This is a genomic window from Aquibacillus koreensis, from assembly GCF_025154055.1.
Classification (GTDB): domain Bacteria; phylum Bacillota; class Bacilli; order Bacillales; family Amphibacillaceae; genus Aquibacillus_C; species Aquibacillus_C koreensis.
In genome coordinates, this window is record NZ_JAOALK010000027.1 from 65819 (window position 1) to 83407 (window position 17589).

Annotated in this window: 18 protein-coding genes; 11 read left to right on the forward strand and 7 right to left on the reverse strand. The window is 36.4% G+C overall.

Features of this window, described 5'->3' with window-relative positions; all coding sequences use genetic code 11:
• Nucleotides 1-54: 54 nt before the first annotated feature.
• Nucleotides 55-618, reverse strand: coding sequence for a hypothetical protein (locus NYQ66_RS06685; RefSeq protein ID WP_259868156.1), 564 nt, complete (start codon nucleotides 616-618; stop codon nucleotides 55-57).
• 477 nt (nucleotides 619-1095) lie between these two features.
• On the opposite strand from NYQ66_RS06685, the gene NYQ66_RS06690 reads away from it, so the two are divergent.
• From NYQ66_RS06690 to NYQ66_RS06700, 3 genes are all read left to right on the forward strand, one after another.
• Nucleotides 1096-2118: a Gfo/Idh/MocA family protein gene (locus NYQ66_RS06690; protein ID WP_259868157.1), complete on the forward strand. Its 1023-nt coding sequence runs from the start codon at nucleotides 1096-1098 to the stop codon at nucleotides 2116-2118.
• 49 nt (nucleotides 2119-2167) lie between these two features.
• A complete protein-coding gene (locus NYQ66_RS06695; protein WP_259868158.1) occupies nucleotides 2168-3028 on the forward strand; it encodes a DUF6807 domain-containing protein in 861 nt (286 codons plus the stop codon).
• Between the two features lie 257 nt (nucleotides 3029-3285).
• Nucleotides 3286-3936 carry an SDR family oxidoreductase gene (locus NYQ66_RS06700; protein WP_259868160.1) on the forward strand — a complete coding sequence of 217 codons (651 nt, stop codon included), beginning with the start codon at nucleotides 3286-3288 and terminating at the stop codon, nucleotides 3934-3936.
• A gap of 65 nt (nucleotides 3937-4001) precedes the next feature.
• On the opposite strand, the gene NYQ66_RS06705 is transcribed toward NYQ66_RS06700, so the two are convergent.
• The 3 genes from NYQ66_RS06705 to NYQ66_RS06715 form a co-directional block, all read right to left on the reverse strand.
• Nucleotides 4002-4652: a PepSY domain-containing protein gene (locus NYQ66_RS06705; RefSeq protein ID WP_259868161.1), complete on the reverse strand. Its 651-nt coding sequence runs from the start codon at nucleotides 4650-4652 to the stop codon at nucleotides 4002-4004.
• A 95-nt stretch (nucleotides 4653-4747) separates the two neighbouring features.
• A complete protein-coding gene (locus tag NYQ66_RS06710) occupies nucleotides 4748-6103 on the reverse strand; it encodes a sensor histidine kinase (RefSeq protein ID WP_259868162.1) in 1356 nt (451 codons plus the stop codon).
• The gene (locus NYQ66_RS06715) at nucleotides 6100-6786 is read right to left on the reverse strand and encodes a response regulator transcription factor (protein WP_259868163.1); all 687 of its coding nucleotides are present in this window, start codon (nucleotides 6784-6786) and stop codon (nucleotides 6100-6102) included. The genes NYQ66_RS06710 and NYQ66_RS06715 overlap by 4 nt, the downstream gene beginning before the upstream one ends.
• Nucleotides 6787-6931: 145 nt before the next feature.
• Here NYQ66_RS06715 and NYQ66_RS06720 point away from each other — a divergent pair, with 145 nt between their 5' ends.
• Nucleotides 6932-7885: an alpha/beta hydrolase gene (locus NYQ66_RS06720; RefSeq protein WP_259868164.1), complete on the forward strand. Its 954-nt coding sequence runs from the start codon at nucleotides 6932-6934 to the stop codon at nucleotides 7883-7885.
• 74 nt (nucleotides 7886-7959) lie between these two features.
• On the opposite strand, the gene NYQ66_RS06725 is transcribed toward NYQ66_RS06720, so the two are convergent.
• Nucleotides 7960-8121 carry a hypothetical protein gene (locus NYQ66_RS06725; RefSeq protein WP_259868165.1) on the reverse strand — a complete coding sequence of 54 codons (162 nt, stop codon included), beginning with the start codon at nucleotides 8119-8121 and terminating at the stop codon, nucleotides 7960-7962.
• Nucleotides 8122-8385: 264 nt separating this feature from the next.
• Between NYQ66_RS06725 and NYQ66_RS06730 the strand changes: the two genes are divergently transcribed.
• A complete protein-coding gene (locus tag NYQ66_RS06730; protein WP_259868166.1) occupies nucleotides 8386-9147 on the forward strand; it encodes a YdcF family protein in 762 nt (253 codons plus the stop codon).
• Nucleotides 9148-9462: 315 nt separating this feature from the next.
• Here the strand turns inward: NYQ66_RS06730 and NYQ66_RS06735 are convergent, their stop codons facing one another.
• Entirely contained in the window at nucleotides 9463-9975 is a 513-nt protein-coding gene (locus tag NYQ66_RS06735) for a DIP1984 family protein (protein ID WP_259868167.1), read from the reverse strand.
• 356 nt (nucleotides 9976-10331) lie between these two features.
• Between NYQ66_RS06735 and NYQ66_RS06740 the strand changes: the two genes are divergently transcribed.
• The gene (locus NYQ66_RS06740; RefSeq protein WP_259868169.1) at nucleotides 10332-11171 is read left to right on the forward strand and encodes a hypothetical protein; all 840 of its coding nucleotides are present in this window, start codon (nucleotides 10332-10334) and stop codon (nucleotides 11169-11171) included.
• 184 nt (nucleotides 11172-11355) lie between these two features.
• Here NYQ66_RS06740 and NYQ66_RS06745 read toward each other — a convergent pair whose 3' ends face one another.
• Complete coding sequence (locus NYQ66_RS06745) at nucleotides 11356-11502, reverse strand: hypothetical protein (protein ID WP_259868171.1); 147 nt, start codon at nucleotides 11500-11502, stop codon at nucleotides 11356-11358.
• A gap of 384 nt (nucleotides 11503-11886) precedes the next feature.
• On the opposite strand from NYQ66_RS06745, the gene sda reads away from it, so the two are divergent.
• The 5 genes from sda to NYQ66_RS06770 all read left to right on the forward strand — a co-directional run bounded on the left by sda (nucleotide 11887) and on the right by NYQ66_RS06770 (nucleotide 17273).
• Nucleotides 11887-12021, forward strand: a complete 135-nt coding sequence (gene sda / locus NYQ66_RS06750) for a sporulation histidine kinase inhibitor Sda (RefSeq protein ID WP_259868173.1) — start codon at nucleotides 11887-11889, stop codon at nucleotides 12019-12021.
• 159 nt (nucleotides 12022-12180) lie between these two features.
• Nucleotides 12181-12897, forward strand: coding sequence for a LytR/AlgR family response regulator transcription factor (locus NYQ66_RS06755; RefSeq protein WP_259868175.1), 717 nt, complete (start codon nucleotides 12181-12183; stop codon nucleotides 12895-12897).
• 152 nt (nucleotides 12898-13049) lie between these two features.
• Complete coding sequence (locus tag NYQ66_RS06760) at nucleotides 13050-14885, forward strand: ATP-binding protein (protein ID WP_259868177.1); 1836 nt, start codon at nucleotides 13050-13052, stop codon at nucleotides 14883-14885.
• Nucleotides 14886-15240: 355 nt separating this feature from the next.
• A complete protein-coding gene (locus tag NYQ66_RS06765) occupies nucleotides 15241-16110 on the forward strand; it encodes a tyrosine-type recombinase/integrase (RefSeq protein ID WP_259867933.1) in 870 nt (289 codons plus the stop codon).
• Entirely contained in the window at nucleotides 16107-17273 is a 1167-nt protein-coding gene (locus NYQ66_RS06770; RefSeq protein WP_456151316.1) for an IS91 family transposase, read from the forward strand. The genes NYQ66_RS06765 and NYQ66_RS06770 overlap by 4 nt, the downstream gene beginning before the upstream one ends.
• Nucleotides 17274-17589 lie beyond the last annotated feature (316 nt).

The window sequence follows — 17589 nt, forward strand, 5'->3', positions numbered from 1 at the left end:
TTGTGTTTCCAAATTTGGATACACAAGAACCGTCCCTCTGTTTTCTTTAGTTAATTAGTTAATTTCTTCTGCAAGGTTTGGAGTTGAAGTTAAGCCTACTTCTTCAAAAATAACAGTTAGCTTGTCGTTAGCTTCTGTAATTTTAGCTTCTGCATCAGTCACATCAACTTCTTCAGCAGTAAGTGCTGTAGCATACTCGTCATAAGCAGCTTTAACGTCTACTAGAGCCTCTTCAAATTTAGCTGTTGTATCTGCGTCAAGACCTTCTACAGTAAATCCGTCGATTGTTGTAGCAGCTTCCTCAGCAGCAACGATTGCATCAGCCTTTAAAGTTTCAAGTGTAGCAGCTTCAGCTTCAGGGTTTGCTAGTTCTGCAAGATATGCATTGATATCTTTTTGTTGAACACGAACTGATTTTGCAACATCTAAGTAAGTAACTAGCACGTTTCCTTGTAGTTCTTTTTCAGTTAACTCAGTCGATTCTTCCCCATCTACGTTCTCACCTTCACCAGCGGTTGTATTTTCGTCATTTGCAGGCTCTGTATTTTCTTCTTCCTGTCCACAAGCAGCCATTATAAGTACGAACATTAGCGCTAAAAGCATTAATAATTTTTTCATTTTATGTTACCCCCTTGTACTAAATACAGTAAGTATTCTATACCTGCAGGATATACTTGTAAACATATTGAAAAAATGTTGAAAAACTAAAATAATTCTGAAAAATTATGATTTATAAACAAAAGAGGGAAGTTGTGCAGATCATTTTTAGAAGTGATTTGATCCTATTACATGTGGAAAATTTTTTTGAGGCATTGCACATAAGCGGAAGCATGTACATGAATCGCATGAAATTATACCCAAAATTAGGCTATCCTTTTTTGTATTCACAAAATTGCTAATTTTTTTAAAAAACTCTCATTCCTAAACTCTTTTTTTGATATAGATTATGAATTTCGCTATAATTGGATTACTTTAGAGATTACTAGAGGTACTAGGCTATGTAAGAGTGAAGCACGCATAAGGTTAGTTTCTGTGGAAAAATGTAAGCGATCTCAAAATGATTATAGCAAACAATGAATCTGGGGGAAGACTACTATGAAATTTGGTATTGTAGGACTTGGTTGGCCGGGACAACAACATGTGCAAGCGATACATGCACACGAGAGTGAAGCTATTTTATCTGCTGTATGTGATCTTGATGAATCAAAAGTAAAAGCATTTGAAGGAAAATGTGATACATTCACGGACATTGATCGTTTTTTTGCAGAAGCGGACATGGATACCGTCGTATTAGCTGTACCACACCAACTGCATGAAACGTTGGCTGTTCGTGCTTTAAATCTTGGGAAGCATGTATTGATTGAGAAACCGATGGCACGTACAAGTGAAGAGTGCAAGAACATGATTGATGCTGCAGAAAAGAATAATAAAACGCTCATGGTAGCACAAAACTGGCGTTATCAACCATGGTGTATCGCTGCTAAAGCAATCATAGAAAGTGGCGAGCTTGGAAATATACAAGCAGTGCGCACTGAATGGTTGTTAAATTTCCGTGATGCTTTTCCAAAAGGAAATTGGATTTACAACGGTGAGTTAGCCGGCGGTGGTGCGATTACTAGTTTAGCAATCCATAATGTCGACGCGTTACGCTTTATTATTGGTGAGGTTGAAGAAGTGTACACAAACCAACTGTACACGGATGACTGGTCAACTAATGGTGCAGAAAACTGGGCTATGGTCCAAATGAAATTCGAAAATGGTGCGTTAGGGCATTTGTTTACTGGATATACGCCTTTCTTCCCACCAGATAACGGGATGTTACAAGTTTATGGAGATAAAGGTACAATGTTTTTCGGTCCACATCAAGGAGAAACCGGATTGTGGATTCGCTCTGCAAAACGTTCTGTTAATCCTAATGCTGGGTATGAACGTGTTGATGAAGCAAAATATGCTGCAGGGTTGGTTGAACACCCGCAGACAAACCAATTAAAGCATTTTATCGATAGTGTAAACAGCCAGACACGCCCAGAATCAGATGGCCGTGAAATAATAAAAACGATTGAATTAGTCGAAATGATGTACGATTCAGGTAATAAAGGCACGCCGTTAAAAAAATAGCCTGAAGTGAGCATAGGAAAGAATAACAGCAGATAGTGAGGTTTTATCATTGGCGATAGAAGTGAAATATAAAAAGCAAGAAGCTTATTGGGAAGCTAGTGTTAATGGTGCGAAAGTATTGGAATATGTATATGGCGAAAAGGATGATGTGAATCCATCCTTTCGTTTAGTAAAAACGTTGGATGGAAATACGATTACGATTTATCGTCCATGGGATCACCCGTGGCATCCAGGTATGTTCTTTTCATGGAAATATATGAATGGACTGAATTTCTGGGAAGCGAAATATCATGGGGAAGATAATAAAGTTGTTACAGACACCTTTACGCCGGTGGACGATGAAGAAGTTGGTTTTAACCAATCAATTTCCTATATCACACAGGAAGGGGAAAATATTCTGGAAGAAAGTAGAGAGGTTCGTGTGAAAGAAGGGCCTGATGGGTATTTCATCCATTGGCAAGGAACGTTCACGCCAACGGATGGTCCAGTTACCTTAGATCGCACAGAGCATACAGAAGAGACACCATGGGGCGGATATGCCGGTTTGTCGTGTCGATTCAACCGCAATTTTCTAAACCCTGTTATTACAACGGATGTAGGAGAGTTCACGGCAGAAGATGCATATGGTAAAGCATTCAAATGGTGTGATTATGCTGGTAAAGTAGACGGTTACGTCGAAGATACGTGGGCAGGTGTTTGCTTGATTGACCATCCCAAAAACTTACGCCACCCATCACCAAAGCTAACGTATGACTATAAAGACATGCAATTTTTATCAGCATCCTTCTTATTCGATGAACCATTTGTACTAAACATGGGTGAAACATTAACGCTTAATTACACCTTTTACGTACACGACGGAAAAATCCAACAAAAAAACATCAACCAAATCTGGAATACACTAAAGTAACGGGACAGAGGGACAGACAACTCTGTCCCTCTGTTTTTGGAAACATGGGGACGGTTCTTGTGTTTCCATTTTTTAAACGATTAATAATCTACCAAGCCAAATACTGGATTTTCTATTGAGGAGCTTTAAAAGAAAGAGAATGAAAAGAGTAAGTATATAAAGAAACTAGCTTTAACTTAAATCCAATTGGTGGACATCGGGAATGGATTCTGTTTACCATAGATATATACTTAAGAAGCAAAGAAAGGGTGGAAGCATTGAAAATTCTTGTAGTTGGAGCAAACGGACAAATTGGGAAACATCTGGTAAAGCTCATTCAGAATAGTGGAAACCATAAAGCAAGAGCGATGATTCGTAAACAAGAGCAAGCAGCTTATTTTGAAGATTTAGGTGCAGAGACTACTGTTGTCGATCTTGAGTCTAGTATTGACGAGATTGCAAAAGCGGCAGATGGCGTCGATGCGGTTGTGTTCACTGCTGGTTCTGGGCCTCACACAGGGAAAGATAAAACAATTATGGTTGATTTAGATGGAGCTGTTAAAACAGTTGAAGCAACGAAAAAGGCTGGTGTGAAACGATTTGTAATGATTAGTTCGTTTGACACGACCAGGGAGGCAATCCAGGCAGCGCCAGAATCTTTCGCACCATATGTAGCTGCTAAGCACTATGCAGATGAATGGTTAAAAGCAACCGATCTGGATTATACAATCATCCACCCAGGTGGGCTTACAAATGATGAAGGAAAAGGTGTAGTCCAAGCAGCTATTGAAGTTGAGAGAGGACAGATCCCGCGCGAAGATGTAGCAGGAGTTATTTTTCAAACCCTAAACAACAAAACAACGATTGGAAAAGAATTTCAAATCGTAACAGGAAACACACCAATAGAAGATGCGGTAAAATCAATATAGTGTAAACACAGGGACGGTTCTTCCGTTTCCAATGAAGGAAACGGAAGAACCGTCCACTGTTTACATTAGTCTTCGTCCGTTTCGATATCTAACACAAGTACTTTTCCTGTATATGCATCAATATCAATGTCTGCTTGTCGTTTGCCATTAACTATTTCAATTTCGTATATCAAACGGTTGTCGTCTTCATCTAATTCCAACTCTTCGATCGTGCCAGCAAAGTTTTCTAATGCTATTTTTTCCGCTTCTTTTTGACTGATCAAAGTATTTTTGGAATCATCACCATCTGCATTAGAGCCATCATCGCTTTCTTTCTTACTTTCGTCATCGATGAGGTCATCTTCTTTAGTTGTGTCGTCTGCCTCACCATCATCATCCGTACCTCGGTCATCATTTTGAACGTCTGCTCCTCTTGAAGCATCTTTAGCAGCAAGTAATTTTTCATCAAGTTTCAAAACTTCCCCGGTATTGCCGTCCATTTCTAATTCGTATTCTTTACCATCAACATCAATTTCTATTTCATAAATTACTTTCTTCCCTTGTTTTTCTAATTCCAATTCTGTGATTTCTCCAGGATAAAGTTCCAATACTTCTTTACGAATATCGTCCTTTGAATAGCTTGGATCTGCACTAACGACTCCGGTTTGTGATAAAGCAAAACCAATAAGTCCACCAGCAACAATTACTCCAGTTACGATCATTATTTTCTTTTTCAATTAAATTGCCTCCTAATGTTTTGTTACACTCAGTCTATACTCCATACATGAAAGGAGGATGTGACGAAGATTAGAATTTGATGAGAAAGTATGATTCAATCTTGAGCACGTAACATTAGCGTAAATGTGGATCCAATTCCTATCTCACTGTTAACATACAAGTCTGCTTGATGTGCTTCTGCAATAGATTTTGCGATAGACAAGCCTAATCCAGTACCTCCAGTATCACGATTCCGTGCTTGATCCACACGGTAAAACCGATCAAACACATGATGCTGTTCCTCTTTGGAAATGCCATGTCCGTAATCTTTCACTTGTAAAAAAACACTGTCATCCCGCATGAAAACATGAACATCAACTTGTTTTTCACTATATTTCAAAGCATTATCAATAAGTATATAAGCGATTTGCTTCAGTTGATCTTGATTCCCGTTGACCATTAGTTCTGGTTTTTGTGCGGTCACATGAATCGCTCGTTGGTAAGCATCACGAAAGGTTAATGCTGTTTCTTCAGCAATATTCGTAAGATTCACTTTTTCGTTTGTGTAAAGTTCTTTATTTTTTGCCAAGGAAAGCAGTTGCTCTACAAGCTTTTTAATCCGATCAGATTCGGAATTAATCGCTTGAATAGATTCTTTAAAGACTTCTGGCGAAAGTTGATCCCTTCGATCCAATAACTGGGCATAACTTTTAATAATCTGAATCGGAGTTTTTAGCTCGTGGGAAGCATCAGAGACAAACATTTCTTGTTTCTCGTAACTTGACTTCAGGTGGTCAATCATCTCATTAAATGTCTGTTCCATCTGATATATTTCATCCTGAGATCGTGTGGTAACCTCAATCTTTTGCCATTTCCCTAATTTCATATTTTGCTTCATTGTCTTTATCAGGTTCTGGATTGGACGTAATAAAAATCCACTTAAAACTGAACTTGCTACAATGACGGGAATTAAAGTTACGAGAGATAAAACAATGAGTACATACATTAAGGTTCTCATCGTATCGTGTAATGATAATAAATGGTTAGATACTTGGATAGTAATTATTTCACCTTCATGTGTGCCTGTAGGCCAAATCATAGGCTTTTCAATCACTGCAACATCTGGTGTATGTGCTTCATTTAGTAGTCGCTTAGATTCGGCATTTGAAAATTCCCATGGTAAGGTTAAAAATTCTGAGGATCTCGTTTGTTCGATTATGGGCACATCATTTTCTGCAATCACTCGAATCATACCATTAGCAGGTAAATATGCTTTCATTAAGCCAACTGGATCAACATTTGGATTTGTATGTAAAGCTTTCATAACATCCGTTGCTGTAAGCTCTAACTCGTCTAATTCAGTATCTGTACTCATTTGATAAAAGAAGAAATATACAGATAAGTTAACGAATACGACTAAAATTAGCATAAATAAGCCAGAGAATAATTGTATTTTTGTACGTAGTTTCATGTTCTTGAATCCTTTATGGTATAGCCAACACCTCGTACCGTTTGAATATATGTTGTATCAAAGTGCTTATCTATTTTTTGTCGTAGGTAACGGATATAGACATCCACCACATTCGTTTCTCCAAAGTAATCATAGCCCCACACATTTTCCATGAGTTGATCTCTGGTTAATACAATGTTTTTATTTTTCAGTAGGCAAACGAGCAAATCAAATTCCCTGGCAGTTAGATCGATAGGATGGCCCTGGTGCTTTACTTCATGCGCATCTAGATCGACAGTTAGATAGCCGACTACTAGCTTATTTTCGCCATTCTTTTTCCCTTGTGACTTGCGTAAATGCACACGGATCCTTGCTAAAAGTTCCTCAATCTGAAATGGCTTGGTAATGTAATCATTTGCACCGAGATCTAATCCACTTACCTTATCGTGAATTTCATCGCGTGCAGTTAAAAGTATGATCGGGGTATCCTCATCCGTTTTTCGAATCCTTCTTAATACCTCCATCCCACTCAATGCAGGGATCATGATGTCTAATAAAACGAGATCCCAATCTTGTTCCTCCATTAGCCGAAGCGCAGTTTTTCCATCACCCGCAATCTCCGTATCATAATTTTCATAACTTAGCTCAAGTTGCAAAACCCGACTGAGCTTTGGCTCATCTTCCACAATAAGAATTCTCGACATACCAGACCTCACCTACTTTAATTAATTTTGGAAACATGGGGACGGTTCTCCTGTTTCCAAAAACGAAACAATCGAACCGTCATTCATGTTTCATCTCGATTTTTTGGATCATAATAAAAATAAGAAATAAAAGGAGCTTGGATGTATGATGAATAATCTAGAGATAGAGCATGTGTTAAAAAGGCTAGCTTTATCTGAGCATGAAATAGATTTTGAAACACCTGTCCAACGAAATGATGACATCGAATTGTACCTTCATTATTATGGCTTTCAGATGAACAATATAGCATTCCATTTTGGTAAGTTAACGTTTCATAACACTCGAATTTCTGTATATATGTTTAAGCCAAAAGTAAGCAAAGGAACAATCTTTCTTTTGCATGGCTATTTGAGTCATGTAGGACATTTAAAATATATGATAAATTTTCTAACGGAAACTGGATACACTGTGATCAGCTATGATTTACAAGGACACGGGCTTTCAGAAGGAAAGACTGCATCGATTTACCATTTTTCTAGTTACGTTAAAACGATGGAGCAATTAATAGATGACTTAAAGCAGCGATTCCCACAACCCTTTCATGTCATTGGTCATAGCACTGGCGCTGCAATTGTGATGGACTATTTATTGAGCTGTAAAAAGCCTCATGATCACGACAAGTTTGTGCTCGTAGCACCACTCATTCGTTCGAAACATTGGCACGTATCGAAGTATGGCTACTACTTAGTTCGATTGTTCCCATTTATCTCTGAGGTGAGAAGGTTTCTGAGGGAAAATTCTTCAAATGAGAAATATCTTACCTTCACCAGTGAAGATCCATTGCAAACGGATGCGATTCCAATAGAATGGATTGGTGCGGTTATAGATTGGAATAAGCAGATAGAAAGATATCCAGTAAATCAGAAGTCAAATGTGCTTGTTATTCAAGGTAATCAAGATACGACAGTGGATTGGAAACATAATATATCTATAATACAAAAGAAATTCATCCATGTAAGAACGGCATTAATTGATGATGGACGTCATGAGTTATTTAATGAAGCTCAACCTATTCGTGGGATCACTTTTTCTAAGTTGAAGGAGTTTTTGGATTTGTGAATAATGGTGTTGTTTGGCTAGTTTGATGGATAAGATACTTATGCACTTATGTATGATCAAGAGTACCGTCGATACTAAGAAAATATTGCTATCATAATTAGGATTATACCAATACCTCCCCATGTGTACATAATGATTCTATTTTGTTTTTTGCGATCTTCCACTTTCTTTGTGACCAAATATTCGGCAATTCCGCCGATAACGAGGAAGATAATTAGAATAGCCCAGTCATTCACTTGAACAGCCCCCATACTTAGCAGTTTAATTTTAAGTAACTTCAATAATGGTATAGATTCTACATTAATATAATATTACCTTCTTCATAATGTGCGTTGTGTCGCAGGGATAGGTCGCTCGTCAAAACCTTCCCAAACCGTGAACAGGAGAACCGTCCCCTTGTTTCCAAGAACTGTCTCACTGTTCACGGGGAGTTCTTCATGTTATATAATTAGTATGTTATGTTTCAGACTTATAAATGATTATGATTAGAAGAGGTACATATGAGTGAAAAAAGAACGAATTTATTATTTATCGTAATAGCATTAATTATTGTCTTATTACTGATCCTGTTTGGTAGTAGTTTCGGGGTTTTATTTATTACTGCAAATATCCTTACAGTGGCGGTAATTTTTTTACTGAAAAATCATTATAGGAAAACGAGAGATCGAAAGTACAAGTTCTTCACTAGATTATTAGCAACAATCTATGGTCTTTTCTTGCTTTCTTTCATCCTAGTAGAGAGCTTCATCCTTTATGAACTAGCAGAGGGTGAAAAAATAGACCCAGAGACTATTGATTTTGTGATTATTCTTGGTGCAGGTTTACAAGGTGAAAAACCATCCAAGACATTAGAAACAAGATTAATAGCTGGATCAGAATTTTTATTGGAAAACAACGAAATACCAGTAGTTGTCTCAGGAGGGCAGGGCCCAGGAGAATCAATTACAGAAGCTGAGGCGATGGGGGATTATTTGAAGCAAAAAGGAGTTGCTGAAGATCGTATCTATTATGAAAAACTTTCTACTACTACTTTCGAGAACCTCACAAACGCAAAGCAACTAATTGAACAGGTAGGCGTGAAAGACCCAACAGTACTGATCGTCACAAGCGATTACCACATTGTTAGAGCAAAAATGATTGGTAAAGAGACAGGATTAAACAGTTACGGTCTTGGAGGGGAATCGCCTTTATTTGTGAAAATAAACTATTTCATTAGGGAATACTTTGCCATTGTTAAAACCTGGTTTGTCCACTTGATCTAACTTGTACGTGGGTCCCACGTCTAAAAAAACAAACGTGAACAGGGGGACGGTTCTCCTGTTCACACCTTTCTTCTCACTCCAACCTAAAAAAGGACACCTTCATTGCTGAAGGTGTCCTTTGTCATAGAAGGAGTTCAAAATTACAAACTTTGGTCGTCGACCGCGATTGGCATATAGTTGGTCATTGGTTACTGGTCACAGTGTAATGGGTTAATGATCATTGGTTTTGCCATTGCCATTTCTATTTCCGAGTACAAAATGTACGCATACTATCTCCTTCTATGCCTTGATGAAGAGTCTCACTTCATCAAGGGATTAGAAATACTTTTCACTATCAAATGCTAGTTCAATAGCATAGTTTTTCGCATTAATAAGATTGGAAAGTCTATTTGCAAGACGCTCTGTTTCCACAGATCTTTGACGGTACTCCTCCGGATCATAGAGCGCAACTTTCACCATTGTTGTTGTCTCACCAAAATAAAGGTGCTCTTCTTTTTCGCATGATGCTAATTCTTTTAGTTTTCGAGCTTTTGCACGTAGCTGTGTCGCAAGCTCGATCGCCTCCACAATCGATATGCTTTCGCCATTAAAAACTACTTCATTTTCAATATTTGCTTGATACATTAATTTATCTAGTAAACGGAAGTCCGCTCGTACAAGCTCTATTTCTTTCTCCACGTTAGAGAGTGTTCGATTTTGCTTAGGCAATTCACTCCCACTTTCCATTTGAACAAAAGCAACTCGGAACATCTCTTCTTCTAACTCATGAATTCTTTTCGACAAAATGCTTTTAAGCTTAACTGCTTCAGCAAGTGTAATGTTGGCCATACATGCATGCTCCTTCATTATCCAATTTCTTAAAGATTATCACCAGACTGCGAAAAGAGCAATAAGGGAATCAATAACAAATTTGAAAGTTAATTAGTATGTAATAATACACGCAGTTAATAGGGTGATTTTTAATTTTTCGGTTATATAAAAAACTATTTTCTACTTGATTTCTATCGTACTATTAGAATTTTTTTGACATTGACCAGTAAGCCAAACTCGACTATCTTAGTAGTACTATAAATCCTCTACTACAAATTCTTCTTCCTTGAAAAGTAAGAAAAACTGATTTAAATCCCATCCATAAAAACACTTCACCACCCAATGTGTAAAAGAAAATAAGAGGAGTTGATGTAATGAAACGAATGATCAATGAGACTTTTACAACAGGTAACGGCTCTGTCCAAATTAAGACATTTATGCATGAGTTCACGTATGAAGGTGAGCGAGAAGAGTATCTTGACATGTTACGATTAGGCTCCAAATTTAACATGAGGTACCGTGCGTTAGTTTGCTTTTACGGTCGAGATTTAATAGCGTATAAACGAAAACACCTAACAAGTCCGCAAGTCAATGAATTTCTTCGTATCTTCTCAGCGTACCTAACTACTAACTTAGAGGATGATTGTCCAGATTCCTGGAGTGCATGCACACCGGAATTTTGGGAAGAGTTTATTATTGAATACATCCCTCGCCATATAACAATTACAAAAAAGCAAATGGAAATGAAGAATTTGCTTATCCAACTAAAGCGGTTTATATGTTGGTTAGACCAACAAGGGAGTTGTTCTTGGTTTGCATTCGTGGAAAAATATGTAGAAAATGTTATAGGAGAAATGATGACGTGTGAAAGAGCACTAAATGATTTGTTCGCGTACACCTATCCAAACTACAATCAAGCCGATTGGAGTCCGATCGAAGATTTAAACAACATTATGGCTAACTTAGAGCAATGTGACACAACAGTGAATAGTATTTTTGAGGTAAGAAAAATGTCAGAATCAATTGTTTCACTTTATGATATTGATACAACTAGAACCTACGAGCTTATCCACTTTCCATTGAAAAAAATTACACCTGGAATTTTACTTGATTGTGTAATTGGTAAAAAGTATGATGATATCTTCTGGACTTTGTATTTTACTGACACTGTATATCCAAATAAGGCTCAAAAGTATATTTGCTTTGTAGGATAAGTAAATAAAAATAGGACGAACACCAAACAAAGAGGGCTTGCCTCCATGTTCCATGTTCGTCCTGTGCCTACACTAAATATAACATAGATTACAGCCGTCATTAAAGTATTGATCATTGGAAACACTGGAAAAAATGTACTGCAACTGGCCTGTCTGACCGTCTATAATTCCCACTCCAAACCTCTTATATTACTAATCTTTCTTCTAAGGCAGCCTTTGTTCGTTCTTCAACTGGAATTCGGACGTAACATAATTGGCAAATATATTCACTATAATATTTTATTACTCTGGGTGTTTCTAAATCGCATCTTGGACACGTATGTTTTTTCATGATTAGCCTCCTAGAAGTTCACCCCGAAGCCGGAGTATTTTTGATAATTACCTATACCCATTTTGTGCGAGTGCTAGGCACGAAAAATCCCATCAAATGCTGACAATATCTCCAAATTATCGACAGTCTTTTGTTGTCTGTAAAATGGAAACAAAAGAACCGTCCCCCTGTTTCCAAGGTCTGTCCCACTGTATCTTACTTATGATCTGCGCTAAATTTCTTCAATAAAAGACAAAATGCACGTTTGTTTTTCTGAAACCACCTGAAGGGTGTTTCGAATGCAGTATTCCTTGTTTTAGGTTTCTTGATTAGTAGGGTTAGAAAGTTTAAAAAAATGTAAAATAGTGTATATATACTTAACATTATAGTTGGAAGGGGTATTTCATGGATTATCTGAGTTACAATCAATTAAAAGATGCCTATGAACAAGCGGTAAGATTGAATTTAGATGAAGAGTTTATCAGCCTTCTTGAGCAAGAGATTGATCGTAGAAATCTGCAACTTCATCGTGATCAATAGCTACCCAATCAGGTATATTAATAGTAACTATTGGAAAGTGTTCATAGGGTTATAATTAGCAAATGAAAATGGTATACTTACATACATAAACTAGTACCTTAGAACTTTCCTTTCTACTAGCGATTAGGTTTTCATCTGCAAAGGAGAGGGGGACTGTTAATGGGATCTAAAATAACGGTTGTTATTGCAGAAGACCATGAAGAGTCACAAGAAATTTTATCCACTTTTATACAAGCTTCCAATGTGTTCGAAGTAGTGGGTATAGCCAATGATGGGGAAAAACTCCTTGATTTAAATTTAGATCTAAGGCCAGATTTAATTATAGCTGACATAAATATGCCGAAGTTGGATGGCGTTAAAGCGATTGAAGCTTGTTTAAAAATAAATCCTGCCTTAAGGTTTATTTTTACTACTGGTTATGGTCAATACGCGGTAAAAGCATTTGATTTAAATGCGCTTGATTATGTGATGAAGCCGATAAAAAAGGAGCGGTTATATATTGCTTTGGATAAAGCAAGAACTGCTTTAGTAGAAAAGAAGCAAAAAAACAAAATTATTACAATAAAGGTGGATAGAGTTTCTTATTTTATCCACTTAGATAAAGTGATTTTCATAGAACGAGATAAACGGAAAACAATTATTCACACTGAGCAACAAATATATGAAACAAATGAATCTTTAAATAATTTGGTAGAGCAGCTAAATGATAATTTTTTTCGAACACATCGTTCTTTTATTGTGAATAAACAGTATATCTCTTATATCTCATTTGAAGGGGATACTTATTTCGCTCACTTTATAAATTATCCACAATACGCACATGTTTCTAAACTACAAAAAACAGATTTAATGAACGAACTATCCAATACGATATAGCCTTAAGCTCCGCATTTGGTGCTTAAGGCTTTTTTTATGATTTTCATAAGTAGTTTTAAAGTTGGTGCCTTAGATTATGGTAAAAATATCTTCTTTATTGGGCGAGCGGTTTTTATTAAAATAGAACCGATAACCTATTGGGGGATGAGATCATGGGTGCAAGAGAAAAGGAATTACGATCAAAAGAATCACTAACATTACAAGAACTAACAAATCAAAAAGAGTTAGCTCACCTTCTTTATATGTATAATGAACAAGATAAATATATTATGAATGCGGTTTTATATATAGAAGATGGATTAAACGATGGAGATCATATTTTATTTGTTGAAAGAAAAAGTATTTACATGAAAATCAAAGAAATATTAATAAATAAAGGATACACAGAAAGTGACCTTAGCCTAGTATCCTATATGTCTAGTGACATGTTTTACTTAAACGAAAGTGGATTTGATTCAGATGAAAGCTTTAAAGAGTTAGAAAAAGTTATAACAGCTAATTTAGATAAGGGAATGTTGACGAGAACTTGGGGGCATGTTTTAGCAGATGAATCTTCCATCAGTGAGATTTTAAAGTATGAGAGTAAGGTTGATACATTATTAAATGAGAATGGCATCATATCTGTCTGTGCGTACAACGCCTTAACGACACCTGCTTTTTTTCAAAATGAATTGTTAAAAATACATGAGTACCTTTTAACGGATGAGGAGGTTGTTAAATCTCCTTATTACCATAGACAATATGTTTCTTTTCCTTTAGAAGAAAGAAAGCGAGTGGGAAATTTAGAAAAAGAAATTCATATGTTAAAAAATAAAAATGAAAAGCTATTAATGGATAAGGCACGTCAAAAGGAACGTGAAAAGTTCTTGAAAAAAGAAAAGTCAAATGCTGATCAGGCAAATCATGCAAAAAGTGTATTTTTATCTCAAATGAGTCATGATCTACGCACACCGTTAAACACGATTCAAGGTTATGCACAAATATTAATGATGAATGATTTGACGAGAGAGAACCGAGATAAGGTTGACAAAATACTTCGCTCTTCGGATCAGTTGTTACAATTGATTGAAGAAATACTGGATTTTTCATCGATGGATATGGGAAGTATTCACATTAACAAAGAAGAGGTCCAGTTAAAGCCTATTTTGGAGGAATGTGTAGGTTCTATTTTAGATACACAGAAATCAAATATTATGATTAATTTAGACAACATTAGTGAAGATATCTATGTAGAGGCTGATCATTTACGGTTAAATCAAGTAATGACGAATTTATTGGACAATGCGATGAAATACAATAGCTACAATGGCATTATAAATGTTTATTGTGAGGTTGATGAAAAGGAAGAACAAGTGAAAATTAGTGTGCAAGATAACGGATCTGGCATTGATCCAAAAGAGATTGATTTAATTTTTGAACCTTTTTATCGCAGTCAAACACATATGAAGGGTTGGAAAGGAACCGGTTTAGGACTTGCAATAGTTGCCCAATTGATGACTAGAATGGACGGTACCTTTGGCGTTACTTCAGAAAAAGGTATTGGATCAACCTTTTGGGTTGGTTTTAAAAGGATTAATCAGGAAAAAAGTGAGCATTTGGATCAGGCAATAAAAAATTGGAGTCCTTCTAGTTATAACTTTCGAGTCTTATATATAGAAGATAATCATGATAACATCGAGGTTATGAAATCTATGTTAGATGTAATTGGAAACATCGATTTACATTGTACTACTTCTGGTAGATCAGGTTTAAAAGAGTTGGATAAGCTACACCCTGATTATATTTTTTTGGACCTAAGCTTACCTGACCTGCAAGGATTTGATATTTTAAGTAAACTAAAGAAAAATCCTAAAACAAAGGACATTCCGGTTATTGTAGTCAGTGCGGACGCTATGGAAGCAACGATCGAAACAGCAGCTGACAAAGGAGCATTTGCCTACATGACAAAACCAATTAACTTTGAAGAGCTAAGGAAGCTATTTGTCTAGCAGTTGTAAGCAGAGGGACGGTTCTTGTGTTTCCGAAAATGGAAACACAAGAAGAACGAAATCGCGTCCCGCGATGGCTATGGGATAGAGCGTTATTATGTAAAGAGGAAAAAAATACAGATAGAGGGTTATTAAGGGAAGAAAACCATTAAGAACATAAAGAAAAAGTATGCTTTCTGTGATATTGTTTAATCGCCAAACCAAACAATAAAAAAGAGAGAGCATACTTCTATGAAATTTATTCTAACACGAAAAACAACAAAATTACATAACCAATATTTTACTCCACTTAATCGTGGACCACCCACCTTCCGGTTTGTTTAAAAATCAACTAACAAATCGGAGGGCTTTTATAATGGAAAAATATAAACGACAGATCGAACTATTCTTTGAGCTTAAGAACTCACCAGAATCCACAAGAAAATCTATGAGAAGAAGAATAAACGATTTTTTATTCTATGTGGAAGTAGTATTAGAGATAGAAATTGATGAAGTTGCTTTTGAAGATATTCAGGGGTATATCCTTCACTTAAAAAGAGATAGAAAACTTTCACCAGGGACAATAAATAATTGTATTTCATCTATTAAGTTTTTTTACACGTATGTACTAGAGAAAACCTGGAATCCAATAAAGGTACCTAGAATGAGAAGAGGCAAGAGCTTCCCTGTTATTCCACCTAGAGAGCAAGTATATGCACTTTTAGAGGGTACCAATAATTTAAAACATAAGGCGATTCTCGCCTTAATCTATGGTAGTGGATTGCGCGTTAGTGAAGTTGCACGACTAAAAATTAGTGATATAGATAGTCAAGGAATGCGAGTTCGTGTGCAGAAAACAAAACACGATACGAACCGTTATACCATTTTGTCTGAAGCTAGTCTTCTTGTCCTGCGAGAGTATTTCAAAGCCTATCATCATCGATCCTTTTCTAAAAATGATTGGCTCTTCAAGGGACAAAAGCAAGAGAATCATATTACGGTTAAAAGCATACAAAATACCTTTCTTAAAATTAGAGAAAGATTAAATCTCGATACAGCAATTTCAGCACATACCTTACGGCATTGTTTTGCGACACACTCTCTCGAAGACGGAATTGATCCTGTGCATATACAACATATGTTAGGTCATAAAAGAGTGGCAACGACAGTTGCTTATTTACACATGACTTCTAAAAGTTTAATGGGGATCAAAAGTCCATTGGACCAGCCTAGAGGTAAAAATTGATGACTATACAAAGTTTATTCGTTGATAACTACGATTACTTTAGAGTAACTCATAAAGTATCCATAGAACAGGCAAAAGCAGCCACGGCCATTAAAAATTGTAAAACAGATGCTTTAGGAGGTCACAGGCATGAGTGTGATTCATGTGGTGATTCAAAACTTAGCTATAATTCTTGTCGAAATCGTCACTGTCCGCAATGTCAAGGAGTTGATAAAGAGATTTGGGTGGATCAAAGAAGCAAAGATATTTTAAACGCACCCTATTTTCACGTCGTGTTTACGATACCCGAACAATTACACATGTTGATCTATCACAATCAAAAACTACTTTATAAATTAATGTACAAAGCAGTGGCAGAAACTTTGAACGAACTCGCATGGGACGATAAATATTTAGGTGCCCAAATTGGCTTTTTATCTGTCTTGCATACTTGGGGCCAGAATTTACACTATCATCCTCACATTCATACCATAGTCTTGGCCGGAGGCCTGACAAAAGATAACCGTTGGAAGGAAACGAGTAAAAAATTCTTTATTCCTGTGAAAGTTTTATCAAAGCAATTTAGAGGGAAATTTCTCTATTATCTCAAACAATATTACAACCAAAAGAAATTAAAGTTCTTTACTGAAACAACAAAATATCAATCTAGAAGTCAGTTTCAACAATTACTAGATAGCTGTTATGAACTGAATTGGTATAGTTATACCAAAAGAACATTTTCAGGTCCTTTAGCTGTGATGAAGTACCTTGGATTATACACGCACAGAATTGCCATTTCGAATAAACGTATCCTTTCACAAGGTTATGATACAGTGACCATCGGTGTAAAAGACTATAAGAATAACAATAAGAGAAAGCAAGTAAAGATGACCAAAGTAGAATTTATTCGGCGTTTTTTAATGCATGTATTACCGACACGATTTGTGAAAGTAAGGCATTATGGTTTATTAGCAAATCGAAATAGAAAAACGAAGTTGGAACGTTGTCGAAGACTAACAAAGAGCCCTAGCTATAAACCGTTATATGAAGGGTTAAGTAAAATTGAAGTCCTTGGAAAAATATTAAATAAGGATATGACTTTGTGTCCTTCGTGTAAAAAAGGTCATCTAGAAAGCGTTCATTCATTTAAGATACCGCCGTTTCCATCATATAAGATACCGTGATCGGTAGAATTAAATGCTTTTTTAAAAGCCTCTTAAATGGGGAGGGGGAAAGTACACCCATTTTTAACTGTTATCTATGTTTTTAAGAAAAAACATAGATAACAGTTAAAAAAACTGATAAATAAAAGATCAAAAATGAGGTTGGGGAGGATTGAATCCCCATAGGAAGAGAAGGAAGCGACTTCGTCCTTCTGGGACAATCAAAAATTTGCGGATAGTGGTAATACGAGATAGTACAAAGGCACAGATAGCTTAAATAGCTAAATGTGCCTTCTTTTTTCGCAAACTTCCGATTGTTCCCTAAAAGAACCGTCCC